The following is a 23168-nucleotide window of genomic DNA, read 5'->3' as shown; positions in this document are numbered from 1 at the left end:
GCGCAATTATACCAAAATGTGCTATAATTTTTGCAAAGGATAAAAATGAAGGAAATAATACTTACGGTTTTTGTATTATTATTGGATTTTATGTATCCGGTGTTAAGTAAAAAACTGAAAATTTTTCTTTTTAAAAACAGAAAAAAACTTTCTTTCCGGCTTTTTTATTCCCGCGTAAATAAGATCGGTATTCCTCTGTTAGTGCTTTTAAATTTTAATGTTTTGACGTTTTGGCTTAAAAAATTTAACATTGCTTATGAAAATGCCGCTTTTTATATTAATCTTTTTCTGATTGCATGGGCTTTTTACGAAGTATTTAAATACATCGTATATACGATTATTTCTATAAAGCTTGCCCAAAAAGCCAATGTTAGGCGGGAGCTGTTTTTGCTTGTAATAAACCTTACGAAAGTGTTGCTTGTTATTGTGGTTTTCGTAATGATTCTGTCTCATTTGGGTGTTAATCTTACAGCAATAGTCACTTCCTTGGGTATCGGCGGTGTAATCGTAGGTCTTGCCGCCAAAGATACACTGAGCAATTTTTTTGACTCTATCCGGCTGGTAAGTGAAGACGCATTTCACCAGGGAGACTGGATTGAGACTAAAGATTTTGAAGGGTTCGTTACCGAAATAGGGCTGACTGCAACCCAGATAAGAACGTTTGACAATTCCCTTATAACGATTCCTAATTCCGTTTTGGCTAATCAGTGGATTAAAAACTGGTCAAGAAGAATAATCGGAAGACGTATAAAATTTTGGATTAAAATCAAATACACTACCGATACCAAAGAGCTAAACAGAGTTATTCAGGAAATCAGAACGATGCTTGAACATCATCCTCAAATCGTTACCGATAAAAAGATAGCTTTTCAGCTTAGAAAAAAAATGATGAAAAACACACTTTTTTCCATTGAAGACAAATACGGTGTAAGAAAAACACTTTTGGTATATCTTGACGAATTTGACGATTATTCTATGAATATACTTGTTTATGCCTTTTCAATTACGGTGGACTGGGAGAAATGGCTGAAAGTAAAACAGGACGTGCTGTATAAAGTACTGGAGATTATTAAAAATTCAAAACTTGAACTTGCTTATCCTACATCTGTTATATTTCACGACAGCAGGGATAATCTATGGAAAGAATAATTAAAAAGTATATTAAAAAACAAAATGAAAAAAATCTGCATAATTTAAGAATCGAGTGCAGGAAAAAGCTCTCTTTTTTACTAAAAGATGGACTGAGCGATGAAGGCTGCGAAAAAATATTAAAAAAATCTTCAAAGCTTAGAGATACGGATGTTATGCTCAAAATTTGCAAGAGTAAAAAGATTTTTAAAATATTAAAAAAAAGAAGAAAAAAACTAAATAAAAAATTTTTAAAAGTTCTTAAAACCGTAAAATTCAACGAAATAAAAGCAGAAAAACCCGTTAAAACCGACTTGGATACATGTAAAGAAATATTAAAAAAGAGTTTTTTAATAAAAAACGACAAACAGCTTCATAAACTGAGACTGAAAATTAAGGCGTGCAGATATACAAACAAAAAATATGAAAAAGAATTTAAAAAGATACAGGATATGTTGGGCAAAGCCCATGATTATTACAAATGCGAAAAAATATGCAAAAAAATGAATAAAAACTTTCTTTATGCATATATTAAAAAGAGAAAATTTATAATAAAAGCGGAAAAGGCCAGAAAAGAAATTCTTTCTATTCTGCCGCGCTAATTCCCATTCTTTTGCTTCTTTCCATCGCCTGTTGTGCCAGATATCTGTCGCCGAATTTTTCAAGATTGTCAAATTCCTGTTCAAATCCTTCGAAATGTCTTTCTTCATCGGCAATGATGGATTCGAAAATCTGTTTAGTTCCGGCATCTCTTGCCTGAGTGCATTCAACGGCAAAATCATTATACATTTCCATTGCCTCCTCTTCGCTTTTCATAGCCCATTCGAGCATTTTATGCGGTTCTCTTATATGTTCGACTTCATGAGCCGGTTTCATCTCGATTTCCCCGCCTAAAAAGAGAATTCTTTCAGCGAATCTTTCGGTATGCAGCATTTCGTCTATTGCGGTTTTTTTAAATATTCCTGCAAGCAGGTCATATCCCAGATCATCCAGAATAAAATGAAAATACATATACTGGTGTATTGCGCTCAGTTCTTCAGCTACGGCTTTATTTAATAGTTCAATTGATTTTTTTTTGTCCATGTTAATTCCTTTTTTCTTATTATAGCATAAATTTATTAAATAATAATTTTTTTCCAATATATAATTAAAAATAATCATACTTATAAATTGGTATAATTAGAGAAAAAAAAGGCATGCTTTGAAAGCGGGATTTGTATTAAAACCGGTGGTTGACGATAATTTAAAACATCTCTATTTTAAAATAAAAGAAATTTTTGAAAAAAAAGGTATAGAAGTTTATATTGATATGGTTTCCGCAAAACTGATAGGCATACTCGGAATGGATTTTGAAAAAATGTGCCAGAGTGTTGATTTTCTTGTAACTTTAGGAGGTGACGGCACTCTTATTTCGGTTGCGAGGAGAAGTTATAAGTTCGATAAGCCGATTTTGGGAATAAATGCAGGCAAACTCGGATTTTTGACCGATATCAATCCTGACAATATTGAAGCGTTTTTGGATAAATTTTTAAAAGGAGAATACAGGGTTGATGAAAGAATGGTTATAGAAGTAAACTATCTGGATACAAAACTGTATGCATTTAACGATGTTGTGATAAGTAAAGACATAATATCATCTATGATTCATATAAACGTAGATACCAATGAGTCCCATCTTAACAGATATTACGGTGACGGTCTTATTATATCCACTCCTACGGGAAGCACCGCATATAATCTTAGCGCCGGAGGACCTGTGGTTTATCCTTTGACCGAAGGTTTTATATTGACGCCTATCTGTCCGCATTCATTGACGCAAAGGCCTCTTATTCTTCCCAGCCATTTTGAAATAGAATTAGAAGTCGAAAACAACAATGCCAAACTAATAATAGACGGACAGGAAATTTTTGATATGAAGGGTAAAATAAAAATTAAAAAAGCATCCAATCCTGCAAAACTAATTCACAGAACCGAGAGGAACTATTTTGAAGTATTAAGGGAAAAACTTAACTGGGGAGACGGGAAATAATGAATGTAGAATTGAGAATTGAGAATGTAGAATTAAGGTATAAAATATGATTGAAAGGGTGTATCTTAAAGAATACGTAACGTTTGATGAGGTTGAGCTTGAGTTTAATGAAATTGAACTTGAGTTTAGTAAAGGTCTTATCGTTTTCACCGGTCCAAGCGGAGCGGGTAAATCTGTTTTAATGAGAGGTATTCTTTCTATATTCGGATATTTTGATTTAAATGCGAAACTTGGGGAAGCAGTCGTTGATAATGATGTTGATTTAGAAAAGTACGGGCTTGAAAATGACGACGTTTTAATTTTTAAACAGATTAAAAAAAATAAAAACAGGTTTTTTATAAACAATCAGGCCGTAAGTAAAAAAACGGTCAAAGAGATTGCTGATATTTTTATAAATTATCTTTCTTTAAGAGAAATAAAAGAGTTTGAAAACGAAAATATTATAAGTGTATTAGATAAAATGATCAAAGATAAAAATTATAAAACGCTGATTAAAGAATACAGAGAACTGTTTTATAAATACATGAAAAACAAAAAAGAACTTGAAACTTTGAAATCTTTAGAAAAAGAGGCAGAAGAAAAAAAAGAGTTTTTAAAATTCGAATTGGAAAAAATAGAACAGATTGATCCTAAACCCGGGGAATTTGAAGAACTTATGCAAATCAAAAAAGATTTAAGCAAAGTTGAAAAAATAAAAGAAAAAATTTTTGAAGTTGAAAGAATATTTGATTTTGAACACGGTGTTTACGAATTGCTTGAAATGAGCGGGGTTGAGAGCGAATTTTTTTCAAACGCAATGAATGAACTGAGAATTGCAATAGATAAAGCTCAGGAAAAAGCCGAGTATCTAGAAAATGTTGATATAGAAGAAGTTCTTGAAAGGCTTTCAAATCTGCAGGAGCTTATAAGAAGATACGGCAGTATTGATGAGTGTCTTCAGGCTTATGAGAAAAAGAAAAAAGAACTAAACGAACTTGAAAATCTCAGTTTTCAAAAGGAAGAGCTGGAAAACAGTATTTTGAATTATGAAAGAGAACTGCTGCTTTTAGCCGGAAAAATTTCCGCAAAAAGAAAAAAATCCGCCGAAGAGCTTAAGAATAAGCTTAATTATTATCTTGAAAAACTGTATATGCCTAAAGCGGATATTGTTTTTAATGAAACTGAATTAAATTCGCTGGGAAAAGATAAAGTAGAAATAATAGTAAACGATATAGATATAAATACAATTTCAACAGGAGAATTTAACAGACTCAGAGTTGCACTGCTGGCAAGTATGCTTGAATATGAGGATAATGAAAAAACTCTTTTTTTAGATGAAATAGATGCAAATTTAAGCGGTGAAGAAAGTATGAGTGTAGCCGAAGTGCTTAAATATCTGTCAAGTAAATATCAGATCTTTGCCATATCGCATCAGCCACAGCTTGCAAGTAAAGCGAATAAGCATTTTCTTGTTGAAAAAAAAGAAGGCAAAAGTATCGTAAAAGAACTTACTTTTGATGAGAGAGTTCAGGAAGTTGCCAGAATAATAGGGGGAATTGAAAAATCGCAAAAAGCCGTAGAATATGCTAAAGAACTTTTAAAGGATGAAAATGGTTAATATACTTTTACAAAAAATAAAAGAGCTTGAAACGGAACTGCTTAATATCAAACAGAAAAATTCGGAAACAAAAGAGCTTATTACTTCTTTGTGTAAAGAGTGTAAAATAGAAAAATCAAAAAAAAGCGAATTTAAAAAGAAGCTTCTTAAAATAATTTCAAATCTTGAAAATGTACATATCGAAAAATTTTATGATGAAAATAATGCGTTAAAATATACCAGTTTTATAGAAATTGCAAAAAACATAAACAGCGGGTTTTTAGTAATTGTAGATGCCGATGTGAGCGAAGAAAAGAAAAAATTCATATTAGGCTTTTTGATAAATAAAATATCACCGTTTTTTACTCTGCTTGATAATAAAATCATTGGAATAATAGATGAAAAACAGTTAAAAGAGATAAGGGCTTTGCATAAGATACCTTTTTTCAATTCACAAACCGGCGAATTTACAGAAATTGAAATTTACAAGGTTGTTTTTGATACGGACGAATTTAACGCCTTAAGTATTGAAAAAGCAAAAAAAATATTTGATGAACTGCGTATCAGGCCGAGTTATAAAAACAAACATTATATTGAATATTCTTTAATAAAAAATAAGGTAATTGATTTTGAAAAAGAAGAGCTAAATAAACAAAAACAGAAATTTGCATTTGTATTTGATGAAAAATATCCAAATTTGGAAGTTATTTTAAAAAGAGAAATAAAAAACATTCCTTTTATACTAGCCGTACTTGAAAGAATAGATGAAGAAATGGAAGATATTAAAAAATCAAAAGGTATTGAAAATATCGTAAACAGAATGTTAAACTTCATAGAAATGAATTTACCGGAAGAGGGGATTTTAGAAGAAGTTAAGTTTTTAAGACAAAGACTTTCTTCTTGATTTATTTCTATAATTGATAGAAGATAAAAAAAAGTTTAAAAAAAATATAAACAAGTGACAGACACTTACTTGATAGTTTAAATGGTGCGACGGGAGGGACTCGAACCCTCACGGGCTAACGCCCACAAGGCCCTCAACCTTGCGTGTCTACCAATTCCACCACCGTCGCGCGGATTGAAATTATATCAAAATGATCTGTTATGTTCAATAGTGTTAAGGCTTTTTGCGTGTTTTTATTAAAGATGTGTTTTAATGTTTGAATTTTCAGTGTTGTTATAATTAAAAATAGAAAAAGTAAAATAAAAAAATTGATAATAGTGACAGACACTAGATGTTGTAAAAAATAAAAAAACCCGAAAAAGGGTTTTGATATTAACCTAAGAATGGGTTAGCGTAAAGTGCGATAAGTGCAAGTACAAGTGCGTAAATAACCTGCGCTTCGATCATCGCTAATGCGATGAACATTGTACCCATAAGTTTACCACCCATACCAGGGTTTCTTGCTGTACCAGCGATTGTTGCCGCAGAAGCGTGCCCCATACCGATTGCACCACCAAGTGCTGCAAGACCAAGACCTACAACAGCTGCTACTACGCTGTATGCTTTAATCATTGTGTCACCATCTGCTGCGAAAGCAAATGCTGCGAAAATTGCCATAAGAGCTACGATTTTTTTCATGTTTCTTCCTTTTGTGATATTTTATTACGCCACGTCCGTTCGGCTTGCGTATCCCTACTTAACACGTAACGCATTGAAATTATAACCAAAAATTTTGTAAATATTAATAGTTATTTAATATTTTTTAAAAAATTCCTTATTCTTTCTGCCGCAGTTTCAAGTTCATTAATATTTTTGGTGTATGCAATTCTGATAAAGTTATTAAAATCACCGAAATCAATTCCCGGAGTTGCAGCGACTTTAGCATCTTCAAGCAGAGTGTTGCAAAATTTAAGTGAATTGTCTGAGTATTTACTTATATCACACCATAAATAAAAAGCTCCTTCAGGTTTTGCTATAGGAAAAAGATCTTTTAGTTCGTTATATAAAAAGTCTCTTCTTTTTTGAAATTCGTCTTTTACTGTATTGAGATGTTGATAGTCAAAAGCTTCCAACGCTGCATACTGAGAAAGCGTAGGGGCAGATATCAGGATATTCTGAGCAATTATTTCCGCATTCCTTTTAAATTTCTCCGGCACTATCATCCATCCGATTCTCAGACCCGGCATACAGAAATATTTGCTAAACCCGTTAATAACAATGGCGTTTTCGTTATATTTCAGTGCGGTTGTGTAATCATCCGAATATACCAGTCCGTGATAAAGTTCATCGCTAATAAGAAGCTTGTTTTCGTTTTGACAGTAATCACATATGCTTTTTAAATCTTCTTTAGAATATAACGTACCTGTAGGATTGTTTGGCGAAGATATCATAAGCGTATCGAAATTGTACCTGTTTAAATCTTTAGGGTTTAATTTGTATTCCGGAAAGCAGGTAGGGATTTTAATGAATTTTTTATTTTCAAGCTCAGCAAAATTTTCATAGCAAGGATATCCAGGAGTAGGGGTGGCAATAATTTTTGAAAAATAAAAAGCTATTAAAAACGCTGTAGATGTTCCGGTGGTTACTATTATATTTTCAGGATTTACTTTAACGTCATACATAGTTTTATAATGTTCCGATATTTTTTCTCTTAATTTTTTAAGTCCTTTTGCTTCGGTGTAAAAAAAACTGTTGTTTTTAACTGACATTTCGAGTGCTGATTTTACTTTTGGAGAGGGCAGAAGGTCGGGTTCTCCTATTTCTAAGTGGATAACATTTTCGAGCTCCCTTGCTTTTTTCAAAACATCCATAACTATAAACGGTTTCATTATATGCCTTTTTTGTATAATTTTATCAAAAAGGATATAAATGGATTATATAATACTTGCAAGTATGGGTTTTTTTGCCGCTTTAACTCCCGGACCTGATATTTTTTATGTCATACGGCAGGGACTGTGCAAAGGGAGAGTTTCCGCGTTTTTGGCCGTTGCAGGTATTTTAACCGGTAATATAGTCTATCTGACACTTGTGGGAATAGGACTTGGCAGTATTGGTCATAATCCGTATTTTCAGATGACAGTAGGAATTTTAGGCGGAATATATCTTTTTCGTATTGCTGTAGCGGTGTTTAACGAAAAAGTCCATATTGAAAAAAGCTGCGACAATTATAAAAAGTTTGATATTTACAAACAGGCTCTTTTTTTAAATCTTTCAAATCCCAAGGCGATGATATTTTTCGCAGTAGTAATAACACCGTTCATGAGTAAGAATGTTATGTTAAGTCTGGTGAGTCTTTACGCAGGTATTTCTGCAGCTTTTTTAACAGCGGCCTATTTTAGCTCTAAACTGAATATTGAAGAAAAAATTATGAATGCGGTAAATAAGATTTCAAGCGCTCTGTTTTTGTTTTTTTCAGCAAGCTTATTCTATACGGCATACAAAGCTTCTTTAGCCGTCTTTTAATTTTTTTCCTTTTTTAACTGTTGTTATTTTAATATATTAGCTTAAAACAATATTTCAGTGTTTTAAAGTTTAGTTATCTTTGTAAAATATCATAAATAATACGATTAAATAAACTTGACAAAGTATATATCAATGTTGTATAATTTTGAAAACTTTTAAGGAGGAAAAAATGGCAGAAGTAAAAAAAGAAAATAAAGTAACAGAAAACAAAGAAGTTACTAAAAATGTAGAGGAGGCAAAAGAAAATTACGTTGATGAAAGAGTGCAAAAAATAACAAAAGAAGCTACAGAGGCGATTAATGCAGTTGTAAAGGTAGTTGAACTACTTGATAAAGAAAATAAAGAAGAAGTTTTGGAACAAATAGAAAAAGTTCTTGGCAAACTTGAAGTATTGGTTGCTAAAGATCCGACACTACAGGCTGTACCTGTGGGAGTAAGACAGGAAGTTGTTGATTTTCCGGGAACAGTTGAAGACGTTGAACTTGCAAAAACAGAAGTTGTTGCGTTAATTAAAAAGGGAGAAGTTGCGTTAGCGAGAGATATTATGTTAAATCTTGCAAGTGAACTGGATATTTATATAACAGCATTACCGATAGGGACATATCCGGTAGTTATAAAAGCAATTATTCCTTTAGTGGAAGAAGGTAAATTTAAAGAGGCTAAAGCGTTGATTGTTGAAGCGCTTGAAACATTAATTATTGAAAAAGTAGTAATTCCTTTACCGATATTAAGAGCTGAAAAAACTATAATAAAAGCCAGTGAAATGACAAAAGAAAACGATAAAGCAAATAAAGAAGAATTAAGCAAACTTCTTGAATATGCAAAAGAACAGCTGTTACTCGCACAGGCTTTAGGATACGGCAAAATTGAAACTGACTATAAAGATCTGTTCGAAGAAATAGAGAATATTGAAAACAAACTTAAAGGCGAGGAAGGTACAAAAGGAATTTTTGAAAATCTTAAAACAAAATTAAGTTCATTTATGAGCGGATTTAATAAAGTAAAAAATCCTACACAGATGCCTACAAAAAAAGAAGATAATAAAGAAGACAATAAAGACGAGAAGAAAAATCAATAAAACGGCACGTGAGGCTCGGCATATTTTTGCTTAGCCTCTACCTGTACAATTTCGTTTTCCCAAGGTTTTAACGTGTTTGAAATAATAAGGGCGGTAAGTTTATTACCGTAAACACATCCGGTGTCTATACCTGCTGAATTTCTTTTTATATTAGGATCTTTAAACGGAGAGTGTCCGTAAACTACAAAGCCTTCATGGCCGTTATAAACGTCGGCCCAAAATCTTGCATTGGGATTATTATGGTTTAGCGGTAGAAATTTACCTTCTTCATTTACATCTCTCATAAACAAAAGCAGAGTCATTAAATTAAGTTTCGGATTGTTTAGATACAGCCTGTTGCTTATTCCTGCATGAATAAGAGTCAGATGGTTTAATTTCAAGAAAAACGGCATTGATTCTATAAAATCAAAATCTTTTTGTTTTAATTGAGGATACACTTTTTGCTGATCTTCATCCAAAACAACTTTTCGTCCCCAGTGTTTGCGAAGATGTTTGTATTCATGGTTGCCCATGATGGAAAATATATTGTTTTTTTGAGCATATCTGAGAGATTCTACGGGAAAAGGGCCTTTGTCTAAAATATCACCAAGACATATTTCAAAAGAATTTTTGGGTATGAGCCGTCTAAGCTCCTCCCATTCTTCAAGGCATCCATGAATATCGCCATAGATAACGTATTTCATGTTACTTTATTGCATGTGCGTAGTTACAGGCGTCTTTATTTCCAAGTTTACAGGCTTTATTTAAGAGCTGTTTTGCTTTTGCAGGATCTTTTTTTACTATTTCGCCTTTGTAATAGTAATATCCGAGGATAGTGCAGCTGTCGGTATCGTTTAAAGAACATCCCTTTTCATAATATTTAAGGGCTTTTTTTATGTTTTTTTGAGTTCCGAAACCTTTGTTGTAAAAATAGGCAACCATTCCGCATGCGTAAGCGTCATTTTTATTGTCACATCTTTTTTCAAACCCTTTTAAAGCCTGGGCATATTTACCCTGAAGAGCCAGTTTTAAATCAGGGTCTTTAGTCTGACCGTGATTACTCGCAAGAGCAAATACAGATAATAGAGATATTAAGAATATTTTTTTCATTTTAATCCTTTTGTTTTTTTTGTTGTTTGTCCAAATACATCAGTTTATCGGCTTTTTTTATTAGATCGAATTTATTTTTGCCGTCATCCGGATATACGGAATATCCGATAGATACGGATGTCTGTATTAATAAAGAATCTATTTTTATCGGTTTTTTAACCGCATTATTTAATTTCATTATTATTTCTGAAATATTTTCTTTACTGACCTCAGGCAGCAGCACTACAAACTCGTCACCGCCTATTCTTGCAATTATATCATTTTTTCTCAGAGAATTTTTTACTCTTTTCGCTACTATTTTCAGCACTTTGTCACCTATGTCATGTCCGTAAGTGTCGTTGATGGGTTTAAAATTGTCAAGGTCTAAAAACAGGATACTGAATTTTTTATTTTTCTTGCAGCTTTCATTTAAAATTTCTTCAAATTTTTTATCAAAAGATGCTCTGTTTAATAATTCTGTCAGCTGGTCTGTATATGCTATGTTTTCTATACTTTTTTGCTTGGCATGTAGTTTTTTTTGTAATGTGTTTATCTTTTTTAAAATAACTGCAGTAAGGATAATAATTAAGAAAAACAGAGGTATTATGAATTTTAGATACTGAAATAAAGTGTTTTTATATTCTTTTTCGATATCGTCAATATATATGCCGCTGCCCAGTATCCAGTTATAATGAGGGATTTTGATAATATATGATAATTTTTGAACAGACTTATTTGAATCAGGCTTTTTCCATTTGTAGATTATATAGCCGTTATCTGCTTTTTTAACGAGAGTGACCATTGCGGTAAATAAGTTTTCATTATTTAGTTTTTTTACCGTATTGTTATATTCTATCATTGTGGCACAGTCGAACTGTTTTGAGGTTAATGTTTTTCCGTTCAGGTTTTTGTCTAACGGGTGTATTACCATTTTTGGCGGCAAGGTATCTGTAATTATCTAAAAATAGTTGTTTTTTTCAAATCTCAAACTGTTTATTAACTGTTTGATCAGCTTTTTTTTCTGTTGGTCAGGAATAGGCAGTTTTTGATAGTATTCAATAGCCGAAAAAGTAGTTTGGACAATGTTTTTTATTGATTTCTTTTTTTCATTGTAAATTTTTTCTTTTAAAAGAGTAATATTGTAAAAACTGATTACTGCGATTGAAGAGACAAATACGGCTATTAAAATATATATAAGTTTTCTTATATCAAAGCGCATTTTAGTCCTTAGAGTTTATTTATTTGTATCTCCCGGCCCGGGAGCTTGGTTTATCCTCAGGCTACGCAGCCGAAACCGTCGTCGTCATCCTCAAATTCGTGGGAATGTGCAGTTTCTCCGGAAATTATACTTTCTTTATATGCTATAGTATCGTCGTTTAGAATAATGGAATAATAAATTTTACTGGTGTTTCTTATAGTGTTTATAGTGCTGCAGTATGTTTCAAGAGAACTTAAAACCCATCTTCTTGCAGTCATGGTATCGGCGTTTGAATTAAATTTATATATAAAATGAAATTCGGTAAATATTTTTGGAAATGTGTCTTTTCTTTTGTATTCTATGTCAAGTTCGAAATTTGAAAGCTCATAGCCTTTGTTTTTTGCCATTTCCACCACGTCATATGCCGAACAGTTTCCAAGACCCGTTATAAACAGATCTATGGGAGTGTATTTTTTCGGGTCTATTATAATTATGTCTTTGCCGTTGCTTGCTTCATATAAATGGTCGTTGAGATGTCTTATTTTAATCATCTGTTTCCTTTAAAAACTTTTCGAAATATTTAATCTGCTCTTCCACCCTGTTTGGAGCCGTGGCACCTAAACTCTGTCTTGAGTTCATAGAATTTTCAAGGCTTAAGTCAACATCGCTTCCGATTCTATTGTCAATGCTTTTTAATTCTTCCGCACTTAAATCGCTTAAATCAACGCCTTTTTCTTCGGCAAGCGCAACGGCGCGCCCGGTTATATGATGCGCCTCTCTGAACGGAATCCCCTTGTTTACAAGATAATCGGCAAGATCCGTTGCAGTCAGATGCCCTTTTTTGCAGGCTTCGTACATTTTTTCTTTATTTACTTTCATAGTTTTGAGCGTTTCATTTAAAATCGTAATAGAAATCAAAGCTGTTTTAACACTGTCAAACACTCCTTCTTTGTCTTCCTGGGTATCTTTGTTGTATGCCAGAGGAAGTCCTTTCATAACCGTTAAAAGTGATACAAGATTTCCGTAAACCCTGCCTGTTTTTCCTCTTATAAGCTCCGGAACGTCCGGATTTTTCTTTTGAGGCATAATTGAGCTTCCGGTTGAATATTCGTCGCTCAGCGTAATAAATCCGAATTCGCTTGTTGACCAGATAACAAGCTCTTCGCTTATTCTGCTTGCGTGCATCATCAGTGTAGAGATGTTAAAAAGGATTTCAAGTGCGAAGTCCCTGTCGCTTACTGTATCAAGGCAGTTTACGGTCGGTTCGTCAAAGCCTAATTCCTTGGTCGTTTCGTATCTGTCTATAGGATGCGGTGTTCCTGCCAGTGCGGCGCATCCAAGAGGATTTTTGTTGTTTCTTTTATAACTTTCAATAAATCTTTCATAATCTCTTTTAAACATACTCGCATATGCCAGCATATGATATGCAAAGCTTATAGGCTGTGCGTGCTGAAGGTGAGTCATACCCGGAAGGAGGGTGTTTTTGTGCTCTTTTGCGATATTTACGAACGTTTCGATTAAATCTTTGATTTTTTGTGCAATATCGATGTTTCTTTTGAGTGTCCATCTTCTGAAATCCACGGCCACCTGGTCGTTTCTGCTTCTTGCCGTATGCAGTTTTTTGCCGGTGTCGCCTATTATTTCGATAAGTCTTTTTTCGATGGCCATATGAATGTCTTCATCGGCTATATCCCATTTAAATTCGCCGTTTTCGATCTCTTTTTTGATTTTAAGAAGGCCTTCTTTTATTTTTTCAGCTTCTTTTTCGGTTAAAATGCCTTGTTTTGCAAGCATTTTAGAATGCGCTATACTTCCTTCAATATCTTCAATATAAAGCTCTTTGTCAAAAGGAATTGAAGCATTAAACTCGTCCAATATTTTTGCAGTGCCCGTGCTGAATCTGCCGCCCCAGAGTTTCATATATTTTACCTTTTTTGGTAGAATTATATCAAAAGCATAAAGGCTTACAATGATTAATACTAACCTAAACTCCCTGCAGGCACATCAGACACTGATGGACATAAACGCAAACAACGTAGCGAACGTAAATACCGAAGATTTCAAAGCAACGAATGCTCATATTGTGGACAGACTTGAAATCAGTGCCGACACTTCGCAAAGCGGAACCGATTTAACTAAAGAATTAACAGACCAGATAGTAATAGAAGACGGATTTAAAGCTCAGATTCCTGCAATAAAAACACAGGATGAAATGACAAAAACGCTTCTTGACATTAAGGCTTGAGCGTATATTTAAAAAAGAGGGGAAAATGAACAAAGAACTTATTAAACTGCTTTTTTCAACCGCGTCTATAGAAAGATGGAACGATCTGCCGCGTCCCGTTAAGTTTATAGAGCTTGACAAACAGGCGCACAGAATGATTATAGCTTACATTTTGGCTCATTTTGAAGACGATGTCGATTTTTACAAACTTATACATTTAGGAATAGCTGGCATACTGTACAGAGCCGTGCTTACGGATCTGAAATCTCCGGTATATCACTATTTGAGAAAGAAAAAAGGCAAAGAGCTGGACGAGTTCGTACTTAAGAATCTAAAAGGGCTGGTTGATGAAGAGTTGGAATATTATGTTAAGATATTTAATTCCGACAGCTCCAAAGAAAAAAGAATTCTTTCGGCATCGAGCTATTTGGCGAGCAAATGGGAATTTGACATGATTTACAATTTTGCGCCGGATATTTACGGAATGAGGGAAATAAAAGAAAATATAGAAAACGAACTTGAAGATTATTACGACCTCGAAGGCGTAAAAGTCCTCTCTCTTAAAAGAAAAAGTTATGATTTTATATCTCTTTGCGGTAACCTCAGATTTCAAAAAAGATGGGCAAACACTCCCAGGGTTCCTGAAACTTCTGTTCTTGGACATATGCTTTTTGTCGCTATTGTGGCTTTTTTGCTTACAAAAGAATACGGGGGAAATAATTATAAAATTTATTATAATTTTTTTACGGGACTTTTTCATGATCTGCCCGAAGCTCTTACAAGAGACATTATAGCTCCTGTTAAACATAACGTCCAGGGGCTTGACGAAATACTTAAAGATTATGAAAATTTTTTAATTGAGGAAAAAATACTGCCGCTGGTGCCTAAAAACGTAAGAAACGAATTAAAAATTTTGATAACCGATGAGTTTGCCAATAAACTTATTATTGACAATCAGGTAAAAAAAGTCGATGTTGCGGAAGATCTGCTGGGAATGAGAGGAATAGACGGAAGTTTAGTAAAAGTAGCCGATCATTTTGCCGCTTTTGTTGAAGCTTATATGAGTATCAATCACGGAATTAAGTCTGCCGAACTGTTAAAAGCGGTAGATACATTAAGCAATAAATATAAAAATTCAAAAATATACGGTATTGAGCTTTCGAAATATTTTAGTGAAGGATTTTTAAAATGAAAAAAATTTTCTTTTTATTGATCGCGACTTTTTTGTTTGCCCAGAATATTGAAACATATTTATACTCTGTAAATGTCGATTACAGGGAATATGACTCAAACGGCGCATATCTTGACGGAGAATCAAACAGTTTTGGAGATCTGAACGGAATAGGGGTTAAATACCATAATGCATATGCCAATATCAAATATTATATTAAAGGAGAGTATGCGTACGGATCTACGACATATGACGGTCAGACATGGTCCGGAACACCTCTTACCCTGAAAAAAAACAATGCCTGGATATTAAATATACAAGCGGCACTTGCACCAAGAAGAAGTCCGTTATATATTGGAGTCGGTTACAGAGGATGGGACAGAGGTTACAGTGATTATCCCGGGGATTATGACGAGTATTATTACTGGCCGTATATGAGTTTTGGATACAGTTATGTTTTTAAAATCAATAAACTTTTTGTTTTGCCGGAAATTGAATACCAGTATGCAATTAATCCAAAACTTGACGCTAAAATCGGAAGCGGGGCAACTCTTGATTTAGGTACAACTACAGGTTACAAGGCTGAATTGAAATTTGGTTACGTTTATAACAATCTGCTTATTACATGTTTTTACAGATATCAGTTTTGGCATATAAGTCCTAGTCAGCCTGCCGTTATAACGTTAAACGGAAGCCAGGTTACTATTTATGAGCCTGAGAGTTATACGAGAAACCAGTATCTAGGTATAGGAGTGTTGTTTAAATTTTAATAAGGAGAAAAACTCCTTATTTTAAAATACAGCTGTTCACTACTTCTATAATTGCTTCTACTACTTTCGGATCTTCCAATGTTGAAGTATCTTGTGTGATAGGTTCGCCTTTTGCGATTGCCCTTAAAATTCTTCTCATAATTTTACCGCTTCTTGTTTTAGGAAGTCCCGGTACGAATGCGACTGTGTCTACTTTTGCGATGGCTCCGATTTCTTCTTTTACTATTTCATTGATTTCTTTGATTATTTCCATTTCTTCCGCAACGGTGTCTTCACCTTTTAATACAACATATGCAAATACGCTTTCACCTTTTATTTCATCCGGTCTTCCGACAACGGCAACTTCCGCAATCAGAGGATGTTTTTTGATAGCAGCTTCTATTTCTGCGGTTCCGAGTCTGTGTCCTGAAACGTTTATAACGTCGTCAACCCTTCCGGTAATCCAGATATAGCCGTCTTCGTCGTACATTGCTCCGTCACCTGAGAAGTATACCGGCTCTCCGAATTTTTTCGCAGTTGAAAAATAGCTTTTGACGAATCTTTCAGGATCTCCCCAAATCGTTCTTATCATACTAGGCCAAGGTTTTGTAATACACAAAAGACCCTTTTCATGTGCAGGCATTTTTTCACCTGTTTCATCAATTATTTCAGCAAAGATTCCAGGCAGAGGGAATGTTGCGCTTGCCGGTTTTACCGGTGTTGCAGCCGGAAGAGGGGTAATCATGTGTCCTCCCGTTTCTGTCTGCCACCATGTATCTACAATTGAGCATCTTCCGCCTCCTACCACTTCATAGTACCATTTCCATGCAGGAGGATCGATAGGCTCTCCGACAGTTCCTAATATTCTCAGTGAACTCAAATCGTATTTTTTAGGTTCGTCAGGTCCCATTTTATTAAGAAGTCTTATAGCCGTAGGAGCTGTATAGAATTGGTTTACTTTGTATTCTTCTACCATTTTCCATGCTCTTCCGCTGTCAGGATATGTTAATACTCCTTCGAACATTAAAGTCGTTGCGCCTGCTGCCAGAGGTCCGTATACGATATACGTGTGCCCGGTAATCCATCCGATATCGGCCGTACACCAGTATGTGTCGTTGTCTTTAATATCGAATACCCACTCCATAGTAAGCTGCGCCCAAAGGATATATCCTGCGGTTGAATGCTGGACGCCTTTCGGTTTTCCTGTACTTCCGGAAGTATAAAGTAAAAACAGAGGGTCTTCGCTTTCCATAATTTCTGCCGGACATTCGTCGCTTTGATTTCCAATTAAATCGTTATAGCTAATATCTCTGCCTTCCACCCATTCAATATCTTCATTGTTTCTTTCCACTACTATTACTTTTTCCACTATGTCCACGCCTTCAAGAGCTTTATCTACAGTAGGCTTTAGCATATACGGGCTTCCTTTTCTGAATGCCCCGTCTGCCGTTATTACGACTTTTGCTTCTGCGTCAAGAATTCTGTCTTTAAGCGCTTCCGCACTGAATCCTCCGAATACAACGCTGTGTATTGCACCGATTCTTGCACATGCTAGCATTGCAAAAGCGGCTTCAGGAATCATAGGCATATAAATTACTACCCTGTCTCCTTTTTTTACGCCCAACGATTTTAAAAGGTTTGCAAATCTGTTAACTTCTCTGTAGAGTTCTAAATAAGTAATAATTCTTTTTTCTCCGTTGTCGCCTTCCCAAATAATAGCGGCTTTATTTTTTTTAGAATCGAGATGTCTGTCTATACACTGATATGCTACGTTTAACTGTCCGCCGACAAACCATTTGTAAAACGGAGCGTTAGATGTGTCTAACGTTTGTTTGAAATCTTCAAACCATGTGATTTTTTCACGGGCGAGTTTTGCCCAGGTTCCTTCGTAGTCTTTTTCGAATTCTTCTACCATTTCCCTGTATTCGCACATATTTCTGAATACGGGATCTTTAAACATTTCTTTTTTTGGATAATATACTTCATTTAACATTCATGCTCCTTTTACGCTTTTTTATTTATAATAATGTAAAAGTTGAATATTGATATAGCAGTAATCGCGAATTTAATTTTCGCTTAAAGATGTTGTGTAGATTGGTAACATTGAAGTTATAAAGTAGTTAAGTGGCGAAGTGGTGAAGGCTTTTATATTTTTCCTTCACAACTTACCTACTTAGCAACTTTTCTGCTTACTTATAGTTGTCGATAGCTTTTTGGATAAGTTCTATTGCTTTGTCTCTACCTTCATAACCTGTAACTTTTACCCATTTTCCAGGTTCAAGGTCTTTGTATGTTTCGAAAAAGTGTTTAATTTGGTTAAGTTCGATTTCAGGTAAATCGCTTAAATCGTTTATTTTAGCCATTTTAGGGTCAAGTTTAACAGTCGGCACAGCTACGATTTTTTCATCTTTACCGCTTTCGTCTTCCATAATAAGGACGCCAATAACTCTTGATTTTATAACTGTCCCAGGAACAACGCTTTCACTTGAAATAACCAATACGTCAATAGGGTCTCCGTCATCTGCCAAAGTGTTAGGAACAAAACCGTAGTTTGCAGGATAGTAATTGGCTCCGTATAGAATTCTGTCTAAAAAGATTGCTCCGCTTTCTTTGTCAAGTTCGTATTTAATATTGCTTCCCTGAGGAATTTCAATTACAGCATTTACATATTCTTCAGGATTTCCGGGTTTGATTTTACTGATGTCCATTTGTTCTCCTTTTTTTTGTGACATTATATCAAGATATTTGATTAAATAAATTCCGGCAATATAAATTATCCAGTTGATATAAATCCATAAAAACAGAAACATTAAAAGAGAAATCGAACCGTATATGGTTGAATATGTTTTATTTATAAGTACGTAATAAATAAAAACGTTTTTGGATATTATAAAAGTCATTGAAACCATAAAAGACGCAAGAAGAGCGGATTTGGTGGTTTCGTTTTGAAGCGTCATTTTATAAGAAAGGAAAAAAGTAAGCCATATAATTATAAAAGGCGCCATTTTGGCGAAGTTAATCCATGAGGTATAGCTAGATTTGTCTAGGAAAAACTGCAGTTTTATAGAAATAAACATTGCCGCCGCAAACATAATAGGGAACAGGGTAAGCATTGTCCAGTAAAGTTTTATTTTTTCCCACAGGTTTCTTTTTTCCTGCCCGAATATTTTTGAAATTATCGTTTCGTAGTTGTCAAAAAACAGTATGGAGGTAATTAAAACGTAAAAACCTCCGAGTATACCCATTTTAGATGAATTGGATAGAAAGTTTTTAAGATATACGGAAATCATTTCCTGATTAGTCGGAAGAAGGTTTGAACTGATAAAATGTTCCAGTTTAGTATAAAAGTCTGCAAAAAACGGTGTGCTTGCAAATATAGTAAGCACGATCAGAATAAGCGGCACAAGGGAAAAAATAGTATAAAAACTTAAAGCTGCCGAATACAGAGTTATATTGTTAACAGTGTCTTTTAATTTTTTAAAATCGATTGTTTTAAGATATTTTAAATAATTCTCAATTCTCAATTCTCAATTCTCCATTTCAAGAGCTTCTTTTTTTTCCTCAAGCTCAAGATATCTTTCAACTTTATTATCGTATATTTTTTTAATTTCTTCAAGTTCTTCGCTTAAAGTCACAAGCCCTTTTTCCTGATAACAGTCGGGATTTGCTAGACATTCTTCAATTTCTGCTATTGTTATTTCAAGCTCTTCTATCAGTTTCGGAAGCTCTTCGAGCTCTCTTTGTTCTTTATAAGAGAGTTTTTTCTGTTTTCTGTTTTTCGGTTTTTGTTTTTCTTCATTTTCTATTTTGCGTTTTACATTTTCAATTAATTTAATCTCTTTTTCTATTTCCAGATATTCCGTATAAGGGATATGGCTCTCTTCCACTATACCGTCGCCTTTAAAGATAAACATTTTTTTTGCCAGTTTGTCTACGAAATATCTGTCGTGGCTGACGAAAATCACGCTTCCTTCGAAATCTATCAGATATTCTTCCAAAATATTAATGGTCGGAATATCCAAATCGTTCGTAGGCTCGTCTAATATAAGCACGTCAAAGTCTTTGGTAAAAAGCAAAGCCAATGCGACTCTTGTTTTTTCACCGCCGCTTAAAACTCCTATTTTTTTGCTCAGGTATTCCGGAGGAAACAGGAACTCTCTTAAATATCCGTATACATGTATGTTTCTTCCTTTTACGTTAACATGGTCTCCGCCCTGCGGACAGAACGTTTCTATCAGGTCTTTATCGTCGCTGAGCATTGATTTTCGCTGGTCCAGATATCCAATTTTAACGTTTTCGCCGATTTTTATAATACCGCCGTCAGGTTTTTCTTCACCTATTAATATTTTTAAAAGTGTGGATTTTCCGCTTCCGTTTTTACCTACTATCGCAATTTTGTCTTTTTGCAGTATACGCGTTGAAAAATCTTTTATGAGCAGTTTGTTTCCGATACTTTTTGTCAAATGTTCTATTTCGAACATTACTTTTTTACGGTTTATTTTTTCTTCTTCTTTTGAAAGAAGTTCACGTTTGAGCTGCATTTCAATCTGTCTGATTTCACTTCTGTCCTGTTTTACTTTATCACGCAGTTCGAGTACTCTTTTTTTTCTGCCTTCGTTTCTTTTAAGTCTTGCCTTAACGCCGCGGCTTAGCCATTCTTCTTCTCTTTTTAGAAGTCTCAGTTCGTTTTCGTATTCTTTTTCTTTGGCTTTAAGCAGTTCTTCTTTTTGACGGATATAATCTGCATAACCGCCTTTGAAACTTCTAAGTCGACAGTTTTCCAGTTCCACGACCCTTGTAGCGATTCTGTCTATAAAATATCTGTCGTGGCTGACTACGATAAACGTATATTTTTCCTTTAGCAGTGTTTCTTCCAGAAATTCCGTCATATATACGTCAAGATGGTTCGTCGGCTCGTCTAAAAGCAATACGTCGGGTTTTTGAAGAAGTAGGGATGCAAGGGCTACTCTTCTCTGTTCTCCTCCGCTGAGAAGAGAAATGTCTTTATTTTCGTATTTTTTAAGATCAAATTCCTGCATTATTCTTTCAATTCTGTCGTCAAGGTTCCATGCATTGTGAAAATCAAGGAATTTGCTGATTTTATCCATTTCGCTTTGAATAGTTTTGTTATCAGGCTCTGCGGCAAATTCTTCTGTTAATTTTAAATATCTCTGATAAGCTTCTTTAAATTCGGTCAGTTCGTTTTCAATGGCGTCTCTTACTGTAAGATTTTCCTGGAATTTAGGAGTCTGAAGAAGTCTTTTAATTTTAATTCCGTTTTTGGTAATTATTTCTCCGCTGTCGGGTTCAATGGTTTTGTCTATTATTTTCATAAGTGTGGATTTTCCGCTTCCGTTTTTACCTATAAGGGCGACTCTTTCACCTTCGTCTAAATGAAATTCGACATTACATAAAATTTTCTGAGCTTCAAATTTTTTACTAACATCCAAAAGGTCTATTAAAGCCATTTTGTTCCTTGTTTGTTTTGTTGTGAAATGATACCAAATTGTAATTTAAATAAATTATACTTCCGGAAATATAAAAAAAGGAGGAAAAATGAAAATCGACGTTATGACTGCTGCGGCGGCAACACTTCTTATTGCAAGTTTAAGCTTGTTTCAGGCCGTTTAAACCTGAAATGTAACTCTTTTTCACTTTGAAGAGCAGTTTTTGCCTCTCGTTTAAATTTACCTCAAAATTTTTTGTATAATTAATTTATTGAAACAAAAAGGGGATTTATTTATGTTTAATACCGAGCGTATTTTAGAGGCGGAAAGGATAAAAGAAGATTTCGACAAATTAATGGATAAACTTATCAAGAATCTAAAAAGAGAAGAAAAAATTTTACTTTTATCCGATAAAAGGCAGAGAAAAGAGTACGACGAACTTCAGGAAAAATTAAAAGAAGTTCAGAAACTGCAAAAGGCGCAGCAGGAGTTAATTGATTCTTTTATTAAACTTATAGCCGAATCAATTGACGCCAAAAGTGAATATATGGGCAGTCACTGTGAACGGGTGCCTCAGCTTACGATGATGCTGGCGAAGGAAGTCAGTAAATCAAAAGATGTGGATTTTGAAATTAAAAACGAGGATGAAGAGAGGGAAATAGCAGCGGCGGCGTGGCTTCACGACTGCGGAAAAATAATCACTCCCGAATTCGTAATGGATAAAGCCGTAAAACTCGAAACCGTTTATAACAGAATACATGAAATAAGAACAAGATTTGAGGTTATAAGAAGAGATCTTATTATTGATGCAAAAGACAGGATTATAAACGGTGAGGATAAAGAAAAAGTTGATAAATGGCTTAATGAGGAACTGCAGAAACTTCATGAGGATTTTGAATTTATAGCCGAACTTAATATCGGGGACGAAGATCTGGATGAAGAAAAAATAGAAAGACTTAAAGAAATTTCACAAAGAACATGGTACAGGTATTTTGACGACACAATCGGTATATCCAAAGACGAGAAAAAAAGAATTTCCAAAGAAGAACTTAATCAGGAACTTCCGGTAAAAGAGTCTCTTTTAGCGGATAAGCAAAGACATATAATAAAAAGAAGCAAAAAAGAAATAGAAGAGTTTAAGAAATACGGATTTAAAATCGAAATACCTGAAAACCTTTACAATCTGGGAGAAATTTATAATTTAAGTATAAAAAAAGGAACTCTGACAAAAGAAGAATATTTCAAAATTCAAGAACACGTTATTATGACGATAAAAATGCTTGAAAGTCTTCCTTTTCCTGAAAAATTAAAAAACGTGCCTCTTTATGCAGGAGCTCACCATGAAGCTTTAGACGGAACGGGATATCCTAGAAGACTAAAAGGCGATGAAATTCCTATACCGGCAAGAATTATGGCCATCGCAGATATTTTCGAAGCGTTGACTGCGAAAGACAGACCGTATAAAAGACAGAAAAAACTTTCTGAAACTATTGAAATTCTTGTTTCAATGGCATTGGCAGGAAAGCTTGACAAAGATATTTTAAGGGTGTTTTTAGAATCGGGACTGTATAAAAAATACGGAGAAATGTATCTTTTAAAAGAAAATTTCGATGAAGTCGATATTGACTCGTATATTAAAAAACTGAAATAATTAAACGATTTAAAGTTTTAAAAATTTTTTATATAATAATATTTATAATCTAAAAAGGAAAGAGATGGAAAAGTTATATATACCTGCTACAAAATATACTCCGGAAATATCGCTTGACCCGGAAAAAGGGCTAATAGAAATAAAAGGGAAATCATATCCTGAAAATACGTTTGAATTTTACGAGCCTGTAATCAAATGGATTGACGAATATCTCAAATGCTGCGTAAAAGGCGATATCACGGTAAATATGGAAATTATATATTTTAATTCCAGCACATCAAAACTGTTTTTTGATCTTTTTGATCTTTTTGACGAAGTAAAAGATAAATATAACATTACGATCAACTGGATATATGACGAGGAAAATGAAAGTGCGGAAGAAGCCGGTGAGGATTTTATAGAGGATTTTAAGGATCTGAATATAAATTTAATTAAAAAATAAG

Annotated in this window: 24 protein-coding genes, 1 tRNA gene and 1 pseudogene; 12 read left to right on the top strand and 14 right to left on the bottom strand. The window is 34.1% G+C overall.

Going from position 1 to position 23168, the window contains the following annotated elements:
• The first annotated feature begins 45 nt into the window (after positions 1-45).
• Together C3L23_RS05310 and C3L23_RS05305 are read left to right on the top strand one after the other, a co-directional pair.
• The gene (locus C3L23_RS05310; RefSeq protein ID WP_127680572.1) at positions 46-1149 is read left to right on the top strand and encodes a mechanosensitive ion channel family protein; all 1104 of its coding nucleotides are present in this window, start codon (positions 46-48) and stop codon (positions 1147-1149) included.
• On the top strand, positions 1137-1730 hold the full coding sequence (locus C3L23_RS05305) for a CHAD domain-containing protein (RefSeq protein ID WP_127680570.1): 594 nt from the start codon (positions 1137-1139) through the stop codon (positions 1728-1730). Before C3L23_RS05310 ends, C3L23_RS05305 begins: the two co-directional genes overlap by 13 nt.
• On the opposite strand, the gene C3L23_RS05300 is transcribed toward C3L23_RS05305, so the two are convergent.
• On the bottom strand, positions 1714-2211 hold the full coding sequence (locus tag C3L23_RS05300; protein WP_127680568.1) for a bacterioferritin: 498 nt from the start codon (positions 2209-2211) through the stop codon (positions 1714-1716). The two genes, C3L23_RS05305 and C3L23_RS05300, sit on opposite strands and share 17 nt — an antisense overlap.
• 118 nt (positions 2212-2329) lie before the next feature.
• On the opposite strand from C3L23_RS05300, the gene C3L23_RS05295 reads away from it, so the two are divergent.
• Genes C3L23_RS05295 through C3L23_RS05285 form a run of 3 tightly spaced genes read left to right on the top strand, consistent with a single transcriptional unit; the run spans position 2330 to position 5637 of the window.
• A complete protein-coding gene (locus C3L23_RS05295) occupies positions 2330-3157 on the top strand; it encodes an NAD(+)/NADH kinase (protein ID WP_127680566.1) in 828 nt (275 codons plus the stop codon).
• A gap of 46 nt (positions 3158-3203) precedes the next feature.
• Positions 3204-4754 carry an AAA family ATPase gene (locus C3L23_RS05290; protein WP_127680564.1) on the top strand — a complete coding sequence of 517 codons (1551 nt, stop codon included), beginning with the start codon at positions 3204-3206 and terminating at the stop codon, positions 4752-4754.
• Complete coding sequence (locus C3L23_RS05285) at positions 4747-5637, top strand: hypothetical protein (protein ID WP_127680562.1); 891 nt, start codon at positions 4747-4749, stop codon at positions 5635-5637. The genes C3L23_RS05290 and C3L23_RS05285 overlap by 8 nt, the downstream gene beginning before the upstream one ends.
• A gap of 82 nt (positions 5638-5719) precedes the next feature.
• Here the strand turns inward: C3L23_RS05285 and C3L23_RS05280 are convergent.
• The 3 genes from C3L23_RS05280 to C3L23_RS05270 all read right to left on the bottom strand — a co-directional run bounded on the left by C3L23_RS05280 (position 5720) and on the right by C3L23_RS05270 (position 7505).
• Positions 5720-5806, bottom strand: a tRNA-Leu gene (locus C3L23_RS05280).
• A gap of 203 nt (positions 5807-6009) precedes the next feature.
• Positions 6010-6315: a F0F1 ATP synthase subunit C gene (locus tag C3L23_RS05275; RefSeq protein WP_123351882.1), complete on the bottom strand. Its 306-nt coding sequence runs from the start codon at positions 6313-6315 to the stop codon at positions 6010-6012.
• 110 nt (positions 6316-6425) lie between these two features.
• On the bottom strand, positions 6426-7505 hold the full coding sequence (locus C3L23_RS05270) for a pyridoxal phosphate-dependent aminotransferase (protein ID WP_127680560.1): 1080 nt from the start codon (positions 7503-7505) through the stop codon (positions 6426-6428).
• Positions 7506-7545: 40 nt separating this feature from the next.
• Between C3L23_RS05270 and C3L23_RS05265 the strand changes: the two genes are divergently transcribed.
• Together C3L23_RS05265 and C3L23_RS05260 are read left to right on the top strand one after the other, a co-directional pair.
• Positions 7546-8139 carry a LysE family translocator gene (locus C3L23_RS05265; RefSeq protein ID WP_127680558.1) on the top strand — a complete coding sequence of 198 codons (594 nt, stop codon included), beginning with the start codon at positions 7546-7548 and terminating at the stop codon, positions 8137-8139.
• Positions 8140-8308: 169 nt separating this feature from the next.
• Positions 8309-9217: a YfdX family protein gene (locus C3L23_RS05260; protein ID WP_127680556.1), complete on the top strand. Its 909-nt coding sequence runs from the start codon at positions 8309-8311 to the stop codon at positions 9215-9217.
• Here the strand turns inward: C3L23_RS05260 and C3L23_RS05255 are convergent.
• From C3L23_RS05255 to argH, 6 genes are read right to left on the bottom strand one after another with little or no spacing between them, the layout of a single operon-like run.
• Positions 9211-9900 carry a metallophosphoesterase gene (locus C3L23_RS05255; protein WP_127680554.1) on the bottom strand — a complete coding sequence of 230 codons (690 nt, stop codon included), beginning with the start codon at positions 9898-9900 and terminating at the stop codon, positions 9211-9213. The two genes, C3L23_RS05260 and C3L23_RS05255, sit on opposite strands and share 7 nt — an antisense overlap.
• A gap of 1 nt (position 9901) precedes the next feature.
• Complete coding sequence (locus C3L23_RS05250; RefSeq protein ID WP_127680552.1) at positions 9902-10306, bottom strand: tetratricopeptide repeat protein; 405 nt, start codon at positions 10304-10306, stop codon at positions 9902-9904.
• A 1-nt stretch (position 10307) separates the two neighbouring features.
• A complete protein-coding gene (locus tag C3L23_RS05245) occupies positions 10308-11216 on the bottom strand; it encodes a sensor domain-containing diguanylate cyclase (RefSeq protein ID WP_127680550.1) in 909 nt (302 codons plus the stop codon).
• A 27-nt stretch (positions 11217-11243) separates the two neighbouring features.
• Positions 11244-11504, bottom strand: a complete 261-nt coding sequence (locus C3L23_RS05240) for a hypothetical protein (RefSeq protein ID WP_127680548.1) — start codon at positions 11502-11504, stop codon at positions 11244-11246.
• Between the two features lie 56 nt (positions 11505-11560).
• Positions 11561-12034 (bottom strand): OsmC family protein, encoded by a 474-nt coding sequence (locus C3L23_RS05235; RefSeq protein WP_127680546.1) that lies wholly within the window; start codon positions 12032-12034, stop codon positions 11561-11563.
• Complete coding sequence (argH, locus tag C3L23_RS05230; RefSeq protein WP_127680544.1) at positions 12027-13403, bottom strand: argininosuccinate lyase; 1377 nt, start codon at positions 13401-13403, stop codon at positions 12027-12029. Before argH ends, C3L23_RS05235 begins: the two co-directional genes overlap by 8 nt.
• A gap of 49 nt (positions 13404-13452) precedes the next feature.
• Between argH and C3L23_RS05225 the strand changes: the two genes are divergently transcribed.
• The 3 genes from C3L23_RS05225 to C3L23_RS05215 are packed head-to-tail and all read left to right on the top strand — an operon-like array spanning position 13453 to position 15648.
• A complete protein-coding gene (locus C3L23_RS05225; protein ID WP_127680542.1) occupies positions 13453-13728 on the top strand; it encodes a flagellar basal body rod C-terminal domain-containing protein in 276 nt (91 codons plus the stop codon).
• Positions 13729-13753: 25 nt separating this feature from the next.
• Complete coding sequence (locus C3L23_RS05220) at positions 13754-14899, top strand: HD domain-containing protein (protein WP_127680540.1); 1146 nt, start codon at positions 13754-13756, stop codon at positions 14897-14899.
• Entirely contained in the window at positions 14896-15648 is a 753-nt protein-coding gene (locus C3L23_RS05215; RefSeq protein WP_127680538.1) for a hypothetical protein, read from the top strand. Before C3L23_RS05220 ends, C3L23_RS05215 begins: the two co-directional genes overlap by 4 nt.
• Positions 15649-15664: 16 nt before the next feature.
• On the opposite strand, the gene acs is transcribed toward C3L23_RS05215, so the two are convergent.
• From acs to abc-f, 4 genes and pseudogenes are all read right to left on the bottom strand, one after another.
• Positions 15665-17620 carry an acetate--CoA ligase gene (gene acs / locus C3L23_RS05210; RefSeq protein ID WP_127680536.1) on the bottom strand — a complete coding sequence of 652 codons (1956 nt, stop codon included), beginning with the start codon at positions 17618-17620 and terminating at the stop codon, positions 15665-15667.
• Positions 17621-17816: 196 nt separating this feature from the next.
• Positions 17817-18335, bottom strand: coding sequence for an inorganic diphosphatase (gene ppa / locus C3L23_RS05205; RefSeq protein ID WP_127682138.1), 519 nt, complete (start codon positions 18333-18335; stop codon positions 17817-17819).
• Positions 18336-18374: 39 nt separating this feature from the next.
• Positions 18375-19151: pseudogene (locus C3L23_RS05200) on the bottom strand (YihY family inner membrane protein); the annotation flags it as partial.
• 3 nt (positions 19152-19154) lie between these two features.
• A complete protein-coding gene (gene abc-f, locus C3L23_RS05195; protein WP_127680534.1) occupies positions 19155-21095 on the bottom strand; it encodes a ribosomal protection-like ABC-F family protein in 1941 nt (646 codons plus the stop codon).
• A 274-nt stretch (positions 21096-21369) separates the two neighbouring features.
• Here abc-f and C3L23_RS05190 point away from each other — a divergent pair, with 274 nt between their 5' ends.
• Together C3L23_RS05190 and C3L23_RS05185 are read left to right on the top strand one after the other, a co-directional pair.
• Positions 21370-22725: an HD domain-containing phosphohydrolase gene (locus tag C3L23_RS05190; RefSeq protein WP_127680532.1), complete on the top strand. Its 1356-nt coding sequence runs from the start codon at positions 21370-21372 to the stop codon at positions 22723-22725.
• A gap of 64 nt (positions 22726-22789) precedes the next feature.
• Positions 22790-23167 (top strand): DUF1987 domain-containing protein, encoded by a 378-nt coding sequence (locus C3L23_RS05185; RefSeq protein ID WP_127680530.1) that lies wholly within the window; start codon positions 22790-22792, stop codon positions 23165-23167.
• Position 23168 lies beyond the last annotated feature (1 nt).

The organism is Nautilia sp. PV-1, assembly GCF_004006315.1.
GTDB classification, from domain to species: domain Bacteria; phylum Campylobacterota; class Campylobacteria; order Campylobacterales; family Nautiliaceae; genus Nautilia; species Nautilia profundicola_A.
Note: the sequence above shows the minus strand (reverse complement) of the source record. Positions and strands in the feature narration are given on the sequence as shown.

What these genes read in the sequence shown, in the direction of transcription:
- C3L23_RS05305 (WP_127680570.1), top strand. Translation starts at nt 1,137, where the DNA reads ATGGAAAGAATAATTAAAAAGTATATTAAAAAACAAAATGAAAAAAAT.
- ppa (WP_127682138.1), bottom strand. Translation starts at nt 18,335, where the DNA reads ATGGACATCAGTAAAATCAAACCCGGAAATCCTGAAGAATATGTAAAT.
- C3L23_RS05290 (WP_127680564.1), top strand. Translation starts at nt 3,204, where the DNA reads ATGATTGAAAGGGTGTATCTTAAAGAATACGTAACGTTTGATGAGGTT.
- C3L23_RS05185 (WP_127680530.1), top strand. Translation starts at nt 22,790, where the DNA reads ATGGAAAAGTTATATATACCTGCTACAAAATATACTCCGGAAATATCG.
- C3L23_RS05285 (WP_127680562.1), top strand. Translation starts at nt 4,747, where the DNA reads ATGGTTAATATACTTTTACAAAAAATAAAAGAGCTTGAAACGGAACTG.
- C3L23_RS05250 (WP_127680552.1), bottom strand. Translation starts at nt 10,306, where the DNA reads ATGAAAAAAATATTCTTAATATCTCTATTATCTGTATTTGCTCTTGCG.
- C3L23_RS05235 (WP_127680546.1), bottom strand. Translation starts at nt 12,034, where the DNA reads ATGATTAAAATAAGACATCTCAACGACCATTTATATGAAGCAAGCAAC.
- C3L23_RS05310 (WP_127680572.1), top strand. Translation starts at nt 46, where the DNA reads ATGAAGGAAATAATACTTACGGTTTTTGTATTATTATTGGATTTTATG.
- C3L23_RS05240 (WP_127680548.1), bottom strand. Translation starts at nt 11,504, where the DNA reads ATGCGCTTTGATATAAGAAAACTTATATATATTTTAATAGCCGTATTT.
- C3L23_RS05215 (WP_127680538.1), top strand. Translation starts at nt 14,896, where the DNA reads ATGAAAAAAATTTTCTTTTTATTGATCGCGACTTTTTTGTTTGCCCAG.
- C3L23_RS05300 (WP_127680568.1), bottom strand. Translation starts at nt 2,211, where the DNA reads ATGGACAAAAAAAAATCAATTGAACTATTAAATAAAGCCGTAGCTGAA.
- C3L23_RS05220 (WP_127680540.1), top strand. Translation starts at nt 13,754, where the DNA reads ATGAACAAAGAACTTATTAAACTGCTTTTTTCAACCGCGTCTATAGAA.
- C3L23_RS05245 (WP_127680550.1), bottom strand. Translation starts at nt 11,216, where the DNA reads ATGGTAATACACCCGTTAGACAAAAACCTGAACGGAAAAACATTAACC.
- abc-f (WP_127680534.1), bottom strand. Translation starts at nt 21,095, where the DNA reads ATGGCTTTAATAGACCTTTTGGATGTTAGTAAAAAATTTGAAGCTCAG.
- C3L23_RS05190 (WP_127680532.1), top strand. Translation starts at nt 21,370, where the DNA reads ATGTTTAATACCGAGCGTATTTTAGAGGCGGAAAGGATAAAAGAAGAT.
- C3L23_RS05270 (WP_127680560.1), bottom strand. Translation starts at nt 7,505, where the DNA reads ATGAAACCGTTTATAGTTATGGATGTTTTGAAAAAAGCAAGGGAGCTC.
- C3L23_RS05265 (WP_127680558.1), top strand. Translation starts at nt 7,546, where the DNA reads ATGGATTATATAATACTTGCAAGTATGGGTTTTTTTGCCGCTTTAACT.
- argH (WP_127680544.1), bottom strand. Translation starts at nt 13,403, where the DNA reads ATGAAACTCTGGGGCGGCAGATTCAGCACGGGCACTGCAAAAATATTG.
- C3L23_RS05255 (WP_127680554.1), bottom strand. Translation starts at nt 9,900, where the DNA reads ATGAAATACGTTATCTATGGCGATATTCATGGATGCCTTGAAGAATGG.
- C3L23_RS05275 (WP_123351882.1), bottom strand. Translation starts at nt 6,315, where the DNA reads ATGAAAAAAATCGTAGCTCTTATGGCAATTTTCGCAGCATTTGCTTTC.
- acs (WP_127680536.1), bottom strand. Translation starts at nt 17,620, where the DNA reads ATGTTAAATGAAGTATATTATCCAAAAAAAGAAATGTTTAAAGATCCC.
- C3L23_RS05260 (WP_127680556.1), top strand. Translation starts at nt 8,309, where the DNA reads ATGGCAGAAGTAAAAAAAGAAAATAAAGTAACAGAAAACAAAGAAGTT.
- C3L23_RS05225 (WP_127680542.1), top strand. Translation starts at nt 13,453, where the DNA reads ATGATTAATACTAACCTAAACTCCCTGCAGGCACATCAGACACTGATG.